The organism is Paenibacillus xylanivorans, assembly GCF_001280595.1.
Taxonomy (GTDB): Bacteria; Bacillota; Bacilli; order Paenibacillales; family Paenibacillaceae; genus Paenibacillus; species Paenibacillus xylanivorans.
Genome location: NZ_LITU01000036.1, coordinates 59,143 through 73,902, shown reverse-complemented (window position 1 = coordinate 73,902; position 14,760 = coordinate 59,143). Strand labels below are relative to the sequence as shown.

At 48.8% G+C, this 14,760-nt stretch carries 13 protein-coding genes and 1 riboswitch; of the genes, 10 read left to right on the top strand and 3 right to left on the bottom strand.

The window, feature by feature from the left end; all coding sequences use genetic code 11:
* Positions 1-138: 138 nt before the first annotated feature.
* Positions 139-750: a superoxide dismutase gene (locus AMS66_RS04450; RefSeq protein WP_024632995.1), complete on the bottom strand. Its 612-nt coding sequence runs from the start codon at positions 748-750 to the stop codon at positions 139-141.
* A gap of 537 nt (positions 751-1,287) precedes the next feature.
* On the opposite strand from AMS66_RS04450, the gene AMS66_RS04445 reads away from it, so the two are divergent.
* The 8 genes from AMS66_RS04445 to AMS66_RS04410 all read left to right on the top strand — a co-directional run bounded on the left by AMS66_RS04445 (position 1,288) and on the right by AMS66_RS04410 (position 8,476).
* Entirely contained in the window at positions 1,288-1,713 is a 426-nt protein-coding gene (locus AMS66_RS04445) for a GNAT family N-acetyltransferase (RefSeq protein ID WP_024632996.1), read from the top strand.
* Positions 1,714-2,138: 425 nt separating this feature from the next.
* Positions 2,139-2,744, top strand: coding sequence for a signal peptidase I (gene lepB / locus AMS66_RS04440; RefSeq protein WP_082350564.1), 606 nt, complete (start codon positions 2,139-2,141; stop codon positions 2,742-2,744).
* A gap of 177 nt (positions 2,745-2,921) precedes the next feature.
* Complete coding sequence (gene queG / locus AMS66_RS04435; protein ID WP_053779643.1) at positions 2,922-4,763, top strand: tRNA epoxyqueuosine(34) reductase QueG; 1,842 nt, start codon at positions 2,922-2,924, stop codon at positions 4,761-4,763.
* Between the two features lie 15 nt (positions 4,764-4,778).
* Positions 4,779-5,810, top strand: a complete 1,032-nt coding sequence (locus AMS66_RS04430) for an HD-GYP domain-containing protein (RefSeq protein WP_053779642.1) — start codon at positions 4,779-4,781, stop codon at positions 5,808-5,810.
* A 223-nt stretch (positions 5,811-6,033) separates the two neighbouring features.
* Positions 6,034-6,297 (top strand): YneF family protein, encoded by a 264-nt coding sequence (locus tag AMS66_RS04425; protein WP_053779641.1) that lies wholly within the window; start codon positions 6,034-6,036, stop codon positions 6,295-6,297.
* Between the two features lie 177 nt (positions 6,298-6,474).
* On the top strand, positions 6,475-7,068 hold the full coding sequence (folE, locus tag AMS66_RS04420) for a GTP cyclohydrolase I FolE (protein ID WP_053779640.1): 594 nt from the start codon (positions 6,475-6,477) through the stop codon (positions 7,066-7,068).
* Positions 7,069-7,326: 258 nt separating this feature from the next.
* Positions 7,327-8,181: a lipoate--protein ligase family protein gene (locus AMS66_RS04415; protein ID WP_082350563.1), complete on the top strand. Its 855-nt coding sequence runs from the start codon at positions 7,327-7,329 to the stop codon at positions 8,179-8,181.
* 70 nt (positions 8,182-8,251) lie between these two features.
* Complete coding sequence (locus AMS66_RS04410) at positions 8,252-8,476, top strand: hypothetical protein (RefSeq protein ID WP_053779639.1); 225 nt, start codon at positions 8,252-8,254, stop codon at positions 8,474-8,476.
* Between the two features lie 137 nt (positions 8,477-8,613).
* On the opposite strand, the gene AMS66_RS04405 is transcribed toward AMS66_RS04410, so the two are convergent.
* Positions 8,614-9,936, bottom strand: coding sequence for a Fe-Mn family superoxide dismutase (locus AMS66_RS04405; protein ID WP_053779638.1), 1,323 nt, complete (start codon positions 9,934-9,936; stop codon positions 8,614-8,616).
* A 202-nt stretch (positions 9,937-10,138) separates the two neighbouring features.
* Entirely contained in the window at positions 10,139-11,167 is a 1,029-nt protein-coding gene (locus tag AMS66_RS04400; RefSeq protein ID WP_053779637.1) for an alpha/beta hydrolase, read from the bottom strand.
* Between the two features lie 359 nt (positions 11,168-11,526).
* Here AMS66_RS04400 and AMS66_RS04395 point away from each other — a divergent pair, with 359 nt between their 5' ends.
* On the top strand, positions 11,527-12,270 hold the full coding sequence (locus tag AMS66_RS04395) for an IclR family transcriptional regulator (protein WP_053779636.1): 744 nt from the start codon (positions 11,527-11,529) through the stop codon (positions 12,268-12,270).
* Positions 12,271-12,389: 119 nt separating this feature from the next.
* Positions 12,390-12,503, top strand: a riboswitch (TPP riboswitch).
* A gap of 368 nt (positions 12,504-12,871) precedes the next feature.
* A complete protein-coding gene (thiC, locus tag AMS66_RS04390; protein WP_236703204.1) occupies positions 12,872-14,656 on the top strand; it encodes a phosphomethylpyrimidine synthase ThiC in 1,785 nt (594 codons plus the stop codon).
* The last annotated feature ends 104 nt before the right edge of the window (positions 14,657-14,760 follow it).

Sequence of the window (14,760 nt, the reverse complement as noted above, 5' to 3'; positions counted from 1 at the left end):
AGGGATATAGAGGGTTAGTGGGATAGAGTGATGAAGGTAAGGATATATGTATGTTTGCATTTAAGCATCCTAAATAACTAAAAAGAGCCTGATCCGGTCGCGTTGACCGAGTCAGGCTCTTCTATTATGCCAGCAGTCTTATTTCGCTGCAGCGTAACGTTTGTTTACTTCGTCCCAGTTGATTACATTCCAGAAAGCGCCGATGTAGTCAGGACGTTTGTTTTGATATTTCAGGTAGTAAGCGTGCTCCCATACATCCAGACCCAGAACCGGAGTCAGACCTTCGAAGAGAGGGCTGTCTTGGTTAGGTGTGCTAGTGATGGACAATTTGCCATCTTTGCCAACTACGAGCCAAGCCCAGCCGGAACCGAAACGAGTTGTAGCTGCTTTTGCAAAATCTTCTTTGAATTTGTCAAAGCCACCCAGTTCGCTATCGATTGCTGCTGCGATGTCGCCAGTAGGAGCGCCGCCGCCGTTAGGTCCAATGATTTCCCAGAACAGGCTGTGGTTAGCATGTCCGCCACCATTGTTGCGAACCGCTGTGCGGATGCCTTCAGGTACGCTGTCCAAGTTAGCAATCAGATCTTCCAAGCTTTTACCTTGCAGTTCAGGAGCGCTTTCCAGAGCTGCGTTCAAGTTCGTTACGTAAGTATTGTGATGGCGATCGTGGTGGATTTCCATTGTTTGCGCATCAATATGTGGTTCCAGTGCGTCGTTAGCGTAAGGAAGTGCTGGTAATTGAAAAGTCATAGTGAAATACCTCCTGAGATTTTTGAATTTTTGTTAAGGTCAGCATTTTGCATAATTCAATTCGAATCGCTTCCGGGACAAGTTCTAGACGAATAGGTTCACTTCGATCTATATCTTGCTGAGTGAAAGTCGCTCAGAGGATTTATGCAAATTGCCCAGGTACCTATGTAATAATACCCTTGTCACTAATATTAAACCGCATCCGGGCTAATTAAGCAACATTTTTGTTTATTAAGTCCCCCCAGACGTTAATCCATTCATGGATCAGAGATAACAAACATATTTTACCCATTATGAAACTATTTATGTGATTTTGGAGGTTTGAATAGAGGAAAAGTTTAATATTCGGATGTAAACGGTTACAATTAAGCGCTTTCAAAAGAAAATGCGTGTTTTATGGCGTAAAGTATGGTTTAATTGACGGAGAAGCGGTATTTTCTCGTTTTTTGTCATTATATGAACATTGGGTTTTTGGTAAAAAGGGGAACCCCTTTTTGTAAAACCTCATCTAAGCTAACGAAAAGGGAGATTTAAGACATGCACGTTCGTTCCTTTCAGTTGAGTGATGCAAGCCAGATGACGGAGCTTCTCCAGGTTGCACTATCGGAAGAGTGTTATGAGAACACGATGGGCCCGTTTGCCCGTCAATTGTCATGGGATTCTGACCTGATCATGGTTGCGGAAGAAGAGGGAGACCTCGTCGGCGCTTTGATCGGCACGATTGATCACAACCAGGGATGCATCTATCGTATTGCGGTCCATCCAGACTATCGTCGCCGCGGAGTCGGCAAAAAACTTGTCGAGGCCATGGAACAAAGGTTCCAGCAGCGTAAAGTCAGTCAAATATGGGTGGCGGGTGATGAGCACAACAAAGTAGCCATGCCTCTGTATGAAGCAATGGGTTACGGTGCCAATCAGATTATGAGCGCTTTCCAGAAACTCAGTATTTTGTCAAAAGCTTAGTTTGTATGGTTAATAAAGAAATATAACAGATCTTCATTTCATATTAGGCGTATCTCTTCAGCGTGTAACGACGCCAGGGATATGCCTTTCTATTTATATGGGTGCTATCCACTGATTATTCCCCTGTTCCTGCATCTTCTGAACCCCATCACTTTCTAACTTGGTTCCCTGTTTTAAAAGCTTTATTCGCAGTGTTATCCACCTTTCCAGGTGTATTGGTGCTCATAACCAATTGTTTCACCCTTGCAAATGAAGTAGAATTAAAAGGATTACGATCACTCGATTTTGGTAATATCAGAACATATAAACATGGAGCGCCAGCTTCCTGATATTTTTAAGAGAAACTTTCACTATATGTGGTCTTTCTCCCTTGAAAGTACATCGATAGACGTTTTTCTAACAAAATTGATAAACGAGGTGTCTCTTTGAACTCCAATAACCTTTCAACGGAGCATGTGGCTTCCAAGGAACGAAACGGGCCAGGAGTGCCTGATCAACCGGGAAAATCCTGGGGTGCAGAGCTTTGGGACTGGGTGAAAACCATTGTGATTGCTTTTGTGATCATGATGCTGCTGAACCTGTTTGTATTTAATCTTTCGATGGTCAAAGGTCAATCCATGCAGCCAACGCTGGTGGAGCGGGACCGTCTGTTTGTGAATAAAATTGTATATGATTTTGGGACACCGTCCCGATCGGATGTCATTGTGCTTCGTGATCCAAGCGAAGATGTGGAGAAAAAAGATTTTCTGGTCAAACGGATTGTCGGACTTCCCGGAGATACGGTTGAAGTACGGGATCACCATCTATTTGTGAATGGGGAGCAGCAAGCGGAAACGTACACGGATACGGAGGTCCAGGACCCTGATTTTGGACCGATTACGCTTGAAGCGGATCATTACTTTGTGATGGGAGATAACCGTCATGAAGGCAAGAGCAAGGATAGCCGTGTGTTTGGAAGCATTACATCCAGTGAAATTGTAGGCAGGGCGGAGTTTATTTTTTGGCCGTTCTCGGAAATCAGAAAACTGTAAAATGTTAGCAGGGCAAGGACAACAACTTCACGCTGCATTTTGCGTTAAACGATATAGACGGTTTTATTTTAGCTCCGGTATGTCCGACTTGTATATCGAAATCAGCGCCTGTCCTCCCCATTGAGGCGGGCGTTCACTATTTGCGGAATTAGCGTTGGAAGAAGAGAGGGAATAGATATGACGAGCGTACAGACCGGAGCAGCCAAGGCAGCAGCTGTATGGGAGAAGTTAAAACAAGAGATTAAGGCAGCTGCTCCTGAGATGGGCATTGATGATATTGGGTTTGCTTCGGCAGAGCCTTTCGTGACATTGAAATCCATATTGGAGCAACATCGAGCTAAAGGATTTGAATCCGGATTTGAGGAGCCTGATATTGAAAAAAGGGTGCGTCCAGAGTTGAAGGACGGCGAGTCTGCTTCGCTCATTGCGATTGCCGTGGCTTATCCTTCGAAGATGATCAATCCGCCGAAGTCGGAGCCGGGCGCATACCGTGGTATTATGGCACGTTCCGCTTGGGGTCAGGATTATCACCAAGTTCTGCGTGCTGCGATGGACAAGCTGGTTCATTTTATACGTGAGCGCGTACCTGAAGCCATGATCGAAAGTATGGTAGACACGGGGGCATTGGTGGACCGAGCTGTTTCCCAGCGTGCGGGGATTGGATTCAGTGCCAAGAACTGTGCCATTATATCGCCCAAATTCGGTTCATGGATCTTTCTAGGCGAACTGGTAACCAATATTCCGTTTCAGCCAGATAACCCGGTGACCGAGGACTGTGGTGAATGTACGAAGTGTATTGATGCCTGTCCAACAGGAGCATTGGTGGGACCGGGACAGCTGAATGCACAGCGTTGCATTTCGTTTGTGACCCAGACGAAAGGGTTCGTGGATGAAGAATTTATGCTGAAAATTGGCAATCGTCTGTACGGTTGTGATACCTGTCAGATTGTCTGTCCGAAGAATCGGGGTAAAAACTGGGACCACCATCCCGAGTTTCATCCCGATCCGGAGATTGTAAAACCTTTGCTGATACCGCTGCTTGACATCGGTAACCGTGAATTCAAAGAGCGCTTCGGCCAAAGCTCCGCCGCTTGGCGGGGTAAGAAGCCAATCCAGCGCAACGCCGTGATTGCCCTGGGCAATTTCAAAGACAAAACCGCTGTACCGAAACTAACGGAGGTACTGAAGCGTGATCCGCGTCCCGAGCTGCGGGGAACTGCAGCTTGGGCGCTGAGCAGAATTGGAGGAGAAGACGCAATGAGAGCCATTGGGGAAGCTGCCGCTAACGAACAAGATGGGAACGTGCTAAGCATGCTGCAGAAGGCCAAGGAACGACTGAGTTCGTCCGAGACCTTACCCGATAAGCCTCAGGCAGAGCAAACGAGCAACAATAAGCCTGAGGGTCAGAAGGAACAGAATGAGACATCCGAACAGGAAAACGGGCAGACGACAGAGCCTGTCAAACCGGAAGCTGCAGCATGGAAACCTTCAGCCGTTACAGGCCTGCATGGTACGCCCGTATATTACGATGAGGTGCTAACACCGATCGGAACACTTACGCTCTGTGCTACGGAAAAGGGCCTGTGTCATATTGATTTTGGTGCTTTCCATGTGCGCGAGGCGCATCTGCAACAATGGGCCCGTACCTGGATTGGCGAATATCGATATGAGAAAAATGAAGAGAAGCTGAATGAAGCTGCACAGCAGTTGAAGCAGTATTTTGCAGGAGAACGAAAAGCGTTTGAACTGAAGCTCGATTTGTTGGGAACACCATTCCAGCTACAAGTATGGCAAGTCCTGTCCGATATATCTTATGGAGAGGCCTCAACACACCAACAGGTTGCGGAAATCATCGGCAGGCCCAAAGCTGTTCGAGCAGTTCTGGATGCGATTAGCAAAAATCCGATTCCGATTATTATTCCCTGTCACCGCATCAGCGGTAAAGATGGAACCCTGGTGGGTTATGTAGGCGGTCTGCAAACCAAAGAGCAATTGCTCACATTGGAGCAGCAATCGTAAGAGCGGGGGACGTTCATGAAGTATGTTGACGTGGAGAGTGTGGAGGCGGGGGAGCTTCTGGGCAAAACAATATATTCCGGCAACGGCACGGTATTGCTGTCTGCCGGAGTCCAGCTCACCGTATTTATGGTTAATACGCTGAAGCGTATTGGCGTGACCATGCTGTACATCCAGGATGAAGCGTATAAAGATGTGGATACAGAAGACATTCTGGATGAAGCCACGAAAAAGGCAGTAATTAATGAAATGAGTGTCACGCTTGAATCTATCCGTTCCGGGAAGGATTGGAGCCCAAAGAAGGTCGCCATCAGCATAGATAAATTGTTGAACGATGTTCTGAACGGGCGTGAACTGCTTGTCCAGCTCACAGATATTCGGACCAAAGATAACGCACAGTATGTTCACGCCATGAATGTATGTTTGCTGTCTTCTGTCATTGGTCTGAATCTGGGGCTTAACTATGCGCAGCTCAAGGATCTGGCCGTTGGAGCCCTATTGCATGACATCGGCAAAGTGGGTGAGCCGCCAGGCAGCGGTTCCGCAGCGAATTCTTCCCTGCATCACACGTGGAAAGGGTTCGAATTGATCAAGTCGAAACGGGAGTTCAATCTGCTTGTGGCACATACGGCTCTGCAGCATCATGAGCATGTGGATGGCTCGGGACTGCCGAGAGGTGTCAAGGGGAAAGACATTCATCTGTTCGCCAGAATCGTCAGTGCAGCTAACACGTATGATAATCTGATCAATGGCCTTTCGGGTCGAAGTATGCTGCCACATGAGGCCTGCGAAGAAATGATGGCGATGTCTGGCACGAAGCTGGACCGTGATATTCTGATCGAATTCAATCGGAGTGTATCCGTTTATCCGAATGGAACAGCAGTTCGATTGTCTACCAGAGAGACAGGAGTCATTGTGCGTCAGCACCGGGGATTGCCTGGCAGGCCGGTCATCCGGGTTGCACGTGGCAGTACACGTTATGATCTGGATGTGATTGAAGTGGATTTGGCTCAGCATACAACCGTTTTCATAGAGGCGGTACTGATGTAACTTAAACGGATGTTACTGAGATATTTACTGAATGTTTTCTATCTGTTTCCTGGATGTTAAATTCAGCAGTTAGCTGGAAAATCCGTTTGCTCAAGGCGTGCGGAAATGCTATGATAGCTTTCAGGAAATCCGGTTCGTGTCATGTTTGCATCGTGAGCGCTTAACATCATGTGCTGACACGGATCATCAGGCTTTTTAGATTGCATACAGAGGTGTCTAAGAGATGGAAATAGCAATACCGATTATTACATTGGTTGTTGGTCTGGTCGGAGGATTTTTCATTGGAGTATACTACTTGCGGAAACAGCTTGAGAAAATGCAAAGTGATCCCGACATGCTCCAGAAGATGGCGAAGCAAATGGGTTATAACCTGAATGGCAAGCAAATGCAGCGCGCCCAGCAGATGATGAAGAACCAGCAGCCTGGCGCGAAGATGCCTCAGCCGGGGCAACATCCTGCGCGTAAAAACTCGGGCCGCCGAAAATAATAGCAGTGAGCGAGCATTTTGCATAAATCAAAAGAGCGACTTCCAATCATCAATGTATAGATCGAAATGGTTTTATTCGTCTATATATTATACCCGGGAGCGGTTAGAATCGAATTATGCATAATGCTGAAGTGAATAGCTGCTTACAGCATGTGGTTCGAAAGGAGGCGTTCGGCAGTGGCTGGCGTTAAAGATTATTTGAATTCGAAAGTATCCGACAATCGGGAGAAGATCGAGTATCACATTGAGCAGATCCTGAATTTGATCGGTGAGGATAGTACGCGGGAAGGGCTGATTGAAACGCCTGCACGCGTAACCCGGATGTATGAAGAGATTTTTGGCGGGTATGAAGTGGACCCGCGCGATGTACTTGGTGTTACGTTTAACGAGAATCATGAAGAACTGGTTATTGTGAAGGACATTGTCTATTACAGCCAGTGTGAACACCACATGGCGCCTTTCTTCGGCAAGGTGCACATTGGATATGTACCGAGCGGCAAGATTGTGGGACTGAGCAAAATGGCCCGTCTGGTGGAGGCGGTTACCCGCCGCCTGCAGGTTCAGGAGCGCATTACCTCACAGATCGCCGATATTCTGACTGAAGCGGTAGAGCCGAACGGTGTCATGGTCGTCGTGGAAGGCGAGCACTTGTGCATGTGTTCCCGCGGCGTGAAGAAGCCGGGCAGCAAGACGGTAACGTCTGCTGTACGTGGTTCTTTCCGTGAAAATCCGGCACAGCGTGCCGAGTTCCTTTCGCTGGTGAAAGATTAAGAATGGGCTCATTCCACTCGTTGGACAAGCCAGAAGCATTGAATTCTTTTGGCACCATCATGTTGTTTCCGTTCGGCAATTTGCTGGATCTCAAATGGCAGAATAGATGCTTGTGCCAAAGGAAGCTTTCATAAATAAGCCGTGTTCCTTGGGGAACCGGCTTATTTATATATTACTTTTGCATTCACACAAGGTGATACATAAGGATTACGCAACACTTCAATTCATCTAGATTAGTTTAGTCGGAGGCTATCTTATATGAGTGTATCGTCCAATTCAGATCAACCCGGATCGCCGGTAGCAGAGAAGCAGTTGCAGCTGGATCATTCATTGCGTCTACAGATTTGGGAGACACCGCTGCTGCGGCACGGAAGCAGTGTGCTTGAAGCATTTGCCTGGGAAGAAGTTATGTGCCGCCAAGTGGGAGAAGGTCAGTTGCCCGTTGCTCACATTTGGCGGCATCCAGATGCCTTTGTAGCGGGACTGCGGGACAGGAGGCTGCCACAGGCAGTAGAAGCCATGGAACGCATTAGAAGCCAAGGAACAGCGGTCTGTGTTCGTCCATCCGGTGGCGCAGCAGTTCCCCTGAATCCAGGGGTAGTTAACGTGTCTTTGATTCTGCCCAACCCGGGGCGTGCCATTAATATTCACGATGATTTCCGGGAGATGGCCTCACTGATCGCTGAATCGCTAGCACCATGGTCGAGACAGGCACGTACGGGGGAGATCGAAGGCGCCTTCTGTCCAGGCGATTATGATGTCAGTGTGGGTGGACTGAAATTCTGTGGTATTGCCCAGCGCAGACAGGCCAAGGCTTATATTATTACTGCCTTTATCATCGTGGAGGGACGTGGAGACCAACTGGCAGCAGATGTGCGTAAGTTCTATCAGGACGCAGCAGACGGTGCTAGCGAGGGTTATCCGGATGTTCGGCCCGGTACGATGGCAAGTTTGCAGGAATTGGCAGGTGTCCCTTCTACTGCGGCTTATACAGCCTCGCTGGTACGTACACTGCGTCAGCGCTTTCCTCTGGCGGAGACGAGCCGAGTGTTGACTGTGGATCGGGAAGCTGTCAGACGGACGGCTGAGCAGATGAAACTGCGTTACGATTAGGTTCAGAAGCTTGGACTTGGAATTGGGTAATAGAGATGATATGATGTGATTTCGGAAGGAGAGTGTCTACATGGAAACTTTAAGATATACGTATTTATATGAGGTCATTTCCACAGGCGAAAAGTCTGAATTCAGCCAAATGGCAACAAGCAAGGAAGAAGCGGCTGCTCTGATCGTTGCACGTATCGCTGATCTTGAATTTACAGGTGAAGAAGATATCAAGCTGGGCGATCTGATCGCGATTAGCAAACAGGTTGGCGACAACTATGTTGCCTGTGAGGGTTGCGCCTCTTAATAGCGTGAGGTCCATAGATTATCCTAATACAAGCAAGTCTTCTTGAATCAAGAGGCTTGCTTTTTTTTGCGATCTAAGAGATATCTTTCAGTCTTCAAGCTGGAGATATCTCTTTTCGCATAACTTCAATCCTAATCTCAATAAGGTGGCCATAACAGCTTGCGTGCCGTTTCGTAACGTTCGGCCACAGCTGGCCAGTACACAACCTTCCACCAGTCCTCGATATATTTTTTGCGTTCATTCTGGTGTTTCAGATAGTAGGCGTGCTCCCATACATCTAGCGGCAGGAGAGGCACGATGTCGGACTGAGATAAGTTCTGGTGTTTCTCCGCCTGCAAAATTTCCAATCTGTGCGCCCGTGGGCTCCAGACCAGCATGGCCCAGCCGCTGCCCTCCACCTTGTTGGCAGCCTCGGTGAATTGATTTTTGAACGCCTCATAGCTGCCGAAATCCCGCTTGATCTGTTCTGCGAGCATACCGGAAGGCTTACCTCCACCTTTGGGGTTCATGATCGTCCAGAAGATCGTATGCAGGTAATGGCCTGCACCATTAAACGCAAGTTCACGTTCCCAATGTTTGACGAGTTCAAAATTGTTCTTTTTCCGCGATTCTGCAAGCTTTTTCTCCGCAGTGTTCAGTCCGTCGACGTAGGATTGATGGTGCTTGTCATGATGTATACGCATCGTCATCTCGTCAATATGCGGCTCAAGCGCATTGTAGGCATAAGGCAGGGGAGGCAGTGTGTGTCCGCCAATCGGCACAGGTTTCTCCTTGACCGCCGCTGCGGTAGAGTTGGCTGCGCCCTCTGCATTTGCATTGGGAGACTGAACAGTCGATGTAGACTGTGGCTGTACCGATGGAGTGGAATTGTTAACTTTCCCCTCAGCAGCAGACGATTCCTCTACAGATTCACGATAGTGCTGTTCAGACACGGACGTTGAAGCAGTTTGTACGTTGGGATCAGTCGGTTGTCCCGAGGTTTGAAGAATATGTTCCAGTGAAAAAGATGAATCAGACACCGAATCTCTCATAGCTCCAGGTTGTTTCAGCGTTTCAAGTACACCCAGGAAATACTCGGATTCACGAATGAAGTGCAGAATAACCACTTTGGCAATCGGCACTTGCTGAACAGCAGTACTTTGCTCCAGCAGGACGTACAGCTGTCTAATGAACTCACGCGATTGTGCGCAGGCCGCAGCCACGAGCTGTTCAATACAGCGGATGATGTAGGGAGCAGGAGGCTGGGTTCCCGGCAGTATTTGTTTCAACAGCTGATTCGCGACCCGTTCGCTATTCTCAAAGATTGCTTCCCATTCCGCAAGCCATTTGACATATGAGGGTTCAAGATCAGGAACCAGTGCACGGATGACAATCGTATGTTCCTTCTCTTGCTCTTTCCAGAAACGGACTTCTTCAAGTATCCGCAGAGGCAGCAGATGCCCATATCCATACCAATTCATAAGCGGTAGACCTCCGTTCAAATGAATTCAAATTCAGATCCAGCAGCAGAAATAAAATTGGATCGCCCGATTCGCTCAATTTTGTAATGTACAAGCTAGAGCTATCTTTAATTACGTCCCAAAAGTATATTCTCCAGGGATGTTGTCCTATGTATACACAAAAAAAAGAGCCCCATATAGGGGCTCTTGAAATACCGGATCTTCATGATTCTCCGGCATTGGTATTTTCCACATCATCGCTGCTCGTCTTTGTCACATGACTCAGAAATGTGGAGACACGACGCAGGTATTCCTTCGGATGCTCCCGGAAGATCAGCTCATGATGCGCACCATCCACAATCCATTCATCGGAATACGGATTGGTCTGGTTGGCGGCAAGCAGCTCCGCAATCGGGTAAGGAGCTTTCTCATCTTCGGTACCATGGATGAAGAAAATCGGGAACGGATAATCTTCCTTCTTCACGTCCTGATACGGAATCTGCTGCAATCCGGTCCCGTTCAGAATCGGGAACAGCAGGTTCATAATCTCCAATGTAGGCTGACGGGGCAGATCAATCTGATTATGGATGTTATGGTACAGTGTATCCGGCTCAAGCAGGAACGTACTGTCCAGAATCATCGCATCCACATCTTTGGTAATCAGTCCAGTTTGGAGGGCTGTACCTGCACCCATGGAGAAGCCCCATACAACAAGCTCCTGAGCTCCACGCTGCTTCGCAAACTGGATAGCACCAAGCAGCTGCTGGGACTCGGCTTTGCCGCCTGTGGCGACAGCTTTGTTCACCTGTGAAGCGAAACCGTAATCGAACATCACCACATTGAAGCCAAGTTGGTGAGCATAATGGGCCAGGTCATACATCGGTACCCAGGTCTCTTCACGATTCGCACCATATCCATGGCTGAATATGATGGTTTTGTTTGCATTATCGTCAGCCGGAATATACCATCCCTGCATCGTTCGACTGCCGTCTGCTGCCGGAAACGTGATGTCTTGATACTTCATGTTCTTGGCCTGCATGGGATTGGAGAAGACAGGCGCTACAGTTGGATTGGATAATACCCAAGCAATATAACCATGTAGTGCAATGAAACAAAAGAGCAGAAAAAATACAACGGAGAGCAACAACGCCACGACAATATGTTTGAACCGGATCAGCCTCGGTGATAACGAAGAAGGCAGATCTGACACTTTCGTTTGCAGCGGGGCTTCGCTCTGGGATGTCGGATACATGATTGCCCCTCCTTTAAAAAATCAAATGAAGATAACAACGAGACGAACAGAGCGGATAAATGATTTTTCTGACTACTTATGAAGCAAAATCTTAATTTAATATATCTTTATCGTATGTTCCAATATAGTCAAAGTCAATTGATTGGAGCCATTTGTTACGCAATTGTTATATAGTTCTGAAGATATATGGTTAACATTTCCCTAGGGTGCAAAATGCAGGGGATTTTGATTTATAAAAAGAAAATATTTACAATTATCCCTATTCCAATTGGCGCTTTTTGGTTTACAGATGAGACCGTTTCTCATATAATTTATGTAACCAAGTTTCATGTGATGAAACATGAGGAGGGCAACATGCCATGGAAGACCGAAAGTTAACCGTCCGGGCTGTAGAACGGGCGCTGGATATATTATTATGTTTTACAACCCGCAGTGATCTGGGACTCACGGAAATTGCCAGCCAGATCGGTCTGCACAAAAGTACAGTCCATCGTCTGATGGCTACTTTGGAGGACAAGGGGTTCGTGATCCGGGATGCAGCAACCGAGAAGTATCGACTCGGCATACGCATCTGGGAACTGTCTGCCCATATGTCTCGCAGCGATGATCCGGCCATTCTGCTCCTTCCAGCGATGGAGCGGCTGAGGGATCGTCTGGGCGAAACCGTAAGCTTATATCTGCGTGATGGCAGTGAGCGGATTCGGATTCAAGCTGTGCAGAGTGATCAGGCGATTCGTCGGGTGGCTCCGGTGGGCGTCAGACTTCCGCTATCCGTGGGAGCGTCCAGCAAAGTGCTGATGGCTTTTGCCACTGAAGAGGACCGTGAAGATCTGATGAATGGACCGGAGTGGCCGGTATTTATCGATCCCAAAGTCTATTTGGCACAGATGAAAGACATTCTGGAGTATGGCTATGCAACAAGCTATGAGGAGCGTGAACCGGGAGCTGCGGCAGTATCTGTACCCATCATGGATCGAAGAGGCAACATCGCTGCTGCCCTGTCCGTATCCGGGCCTGTTAGTCGCCTTTCCCAGGAGACGTTGCATGAATACGCACCTGTGCTGAAGGAAGCTGCTACACAGATGGGACTCATGTTATCCTGATTTTATTTTCTGGAATATAAAGGTTGTTTTTATGATTCGGTTGCGCTACTCTGTAATGGACGGCCCAACGGGGTCAGCATAACTGAATATGCATTTGCGGCTTAGCTGCTGCAACTTGTTAACGTTACTGGGGGAGTCCGAATTGTTCGGACTGAGACGGAATCGCATGAGATTCCGGACCCTTTGCACCTGATCTGGATCATACCAGCGTAGGGAAGTAATCGGCGATACGACCACGAACACCATATGATGTGACCTATGGATAGACTCCGTTAAGGAGTCTGTATAAGGTACGTTATTGGTGATGGACATAAGCCGGTTCCCTTGGGAACCGGCTTTTTTTATACAGTAAACAGGCAGAAGACGCTGTCAGAGCTGCTTTTGGACAAAGTGCCGGGAGCGGTTGGCGAGCGTCTGGGATGGAATTCATTTGCTTTGACTGCCTGCGTATTACTTGAAATGTGATGTCCTTATTTTTTGTCGTAAAGTCGCTCTTTCTTTTTCTATGTTGTGGATGATTTGGGATCCGTGCGCAAGCATTTCAATCCAGGCGATCACCAATGAGGAGGAGACAAGAGCGATGAGCACAGGAAACCGAACGATGGGACAGGACAAGCAGGATCAGCAGTTGACAAAGGAAAAAGGTGCGACAGTACGGGTTCAGCCCTTCCCGGGCAGCCGTAAAGTGTACATTCAGGGCTCACGACCGGACATTGCCGTACCGGAGCGTGAAATTGCCCTTCATGACACGAATACTCCCCAAGGGGTGGAGCATAACGAACCGCTGCGTGTCTACGATACGAGCGGGCCGATGACCGATCCCGGCTTCCATGCCGATATCCGGGCAGGACTGCCAGCGCTGCGTACGCGATGGATTACGGAGCGTGAAGATGTCGAAGCCTACCAGGGACGAACGGTAAAACCGGAGGATAACGGATTGAAACCTGGAGGAAAGCGAGCTGGAGCCGAGGAGTATCCGGGCTTGCGTGGTAAACCATTACGGGGACAGGCAGGGCGCAGCGTGACCCAGATGTATTATGCACGGCAGGGAATCATCACACCGGAGATGGAGTTCGCCGCCATCCGTGAGGGTGTGGAGCCGGAGTTTGTACGGCAGGAGCTGGCGAGTGGCAGGGCCATCCTGCCGTCGAACATCAATCACCCGGAGAGTGAGCCGATGCTGATCGGGCGTCATTTTCATGTGAAGATTAATGCTAACATCGGAAACTCGGCGGTATCCTCCTCCATCGAGGAAGAGGTGGAGAAGATGACCTGGGCGGTACGTTGGGGTTCGGATACGGTGATGGATCTTTCTACAGGTAAGGACATTCATACGACCCGGGAATGGATTATCCGCAATTCACCTGTGCCGATTGGGACGGTGCCGCTCTATCAGGCGCTGGAGAAGGTCAATGGGGAAGCTGAAGCGCTGACCTGGGAGTTGTATCGTGACACGCTCATAGAGCAGGCAGAGCAGGGTGTGGACTACTTTACGATTCATGCAGGCGTGCTGCTGCGTTATATTCCGATGACCGCCAAACGTATGACGGGGATTGTGTCACGGGGTGGGTCCATCATGGCAGCATGGTGCCTTGCACATCATCAGGAGAATTTTTTGTATACCCATTTTGAAGAAATCTGCGAGATTATGAAAAGGTATGACGTGGCATTCTCTCTCGGAGACGGACTGCGCCCAGGAAGCATCTATGATGCCAATGATGAAGCTCAGATGGCTGAATTGGCTACGCTTGGTGAACTAACGCAAATCGCCTGGAAGCATGATGTGCAGGTGATGATTGAAGGTCCGGGGCATGTGCCGATGCACAAGATCAAGGAGAATGTCGATCTGCAAATGGAGATTTGCAAGGAGGCACCCTTCTATACGCTGGGACCGCTGACGACCGATATTGCACCAGGATATGACCATATTACCTCGGCAATTGGAGCAGCGATGATCGGCTGGTTCGGTACGTCGATGCTCTGTTATGTTACGCCAAAAGAACATCTGGGCCTGCCTAATAAGGAGGATGTGCGGGAAGGGGTTATCGCCTACAAGATCGCTGCTCATGCCGCTGATCTGGCGAAAGGTCACCCACGTGCCCAGCGGCGGGACGATGCATTGTCTAAAGCGCGGTTTGAGTTCCGCTGGCGGGATCAGTTCAACCTGTCTCTGGACCCGGAACGTGCGCTATCCTACCATGATGAGACGTTGCCAGCCGAAGGGGCTAAGGAAGCCCATTTCTGCTCCATGTGCGGACCGAAATTTTGCAGCATGCGCATTACGCAGGATATTCGTGCCTTTGCGGCAGACAAAGGCTTGTCCGAGAATGAGGCCGTGGCAGCGGGCATGGAGGAAAAGGCTGAGGAATACCGGACACGCTCTTAGGCGTCGTTACAGCGCAATCTGGGCGGCCTGACATAGTGAAAAGCCGTTCCTCTCCGTGATCGTGGAGAAGAGCGGCATTAACTTGGTATGGGGGGTGCACAATT

Coding starts and splice junctions, on each gene's coding strand:
- AMS66_RS04450 (WP_024632995.1), bottom strand. CDS start 750: ATGACTTTTCAATTACCAGCACTTCCTTACGCTAACGACGCACTGGAA.
- AMS66_RS04445 (WP_024632996.1), top strand. CDS start 1,288: ATGCACGTTCGTTCCTTTCAGTTGAGTGATGCAAGCCAGATGACGGAG.
- queG (WP_053779643.1), top strand. CDS start 2,922: ATGACGAGCGTACAGACCGGAGCAGCCAAGGCAGCAGCTGTATGGGAG.
- AMS66_RS04430 (WP_053779642.1), top strand. CDS start 4,779: ATGAAGTATGTTGACGTGGAGAGTGTGGAGGCGGGGGAGCTTCTGGGC.
- AMS66_RS04425 (WP_053779641.1), top strand. CDS start 6,034: ATGGAAATAGCAATACCGATTATTACATTGGTTGTTGGTCTGGTCGGA.
- AMS66_RS04415 (WP_082350563.1), top strand. CDS start 7,327: ATGAGTGTATCGTCCAATTCAGATCAACCCGGATCGCCGGTAGCAGAG.
- AMS66_RS04410 (WP_053779639.1), top strand. CDS start 8,252: ATGGAAACTTTAAGATATACGTATTTATATGAGGTCATTTCCACAGGC.
- AMS66_RS04405 (WP_053779638.1), bottom strand. CDS start 9,936: ATGAATTGGTATGGATATGGGCATCTGCTGCCTCTGCGGATACTTGAA.
- AMS66_RS04400 (WP_053779637.1), bottom strand. CDS start 11,167: ATGTATCCGACATCCCAGAGCGAAGCCCCGCTGCAAACGAAAGTGTCA.
- AMS66_RS04395 (WP_053779636.1), top strand. CDS start 11,527: ATGGAAGACCGAAAGTTAACCGTCCGGGCTGTAGAACGGGCGCTGGAT.
- thiC (WP_236703204.1), top strand. CDS start 12,872: ATGGGACAGGACAAGCAGGATCAGCAGTTGACAAAGGAAAAAGGTGCG.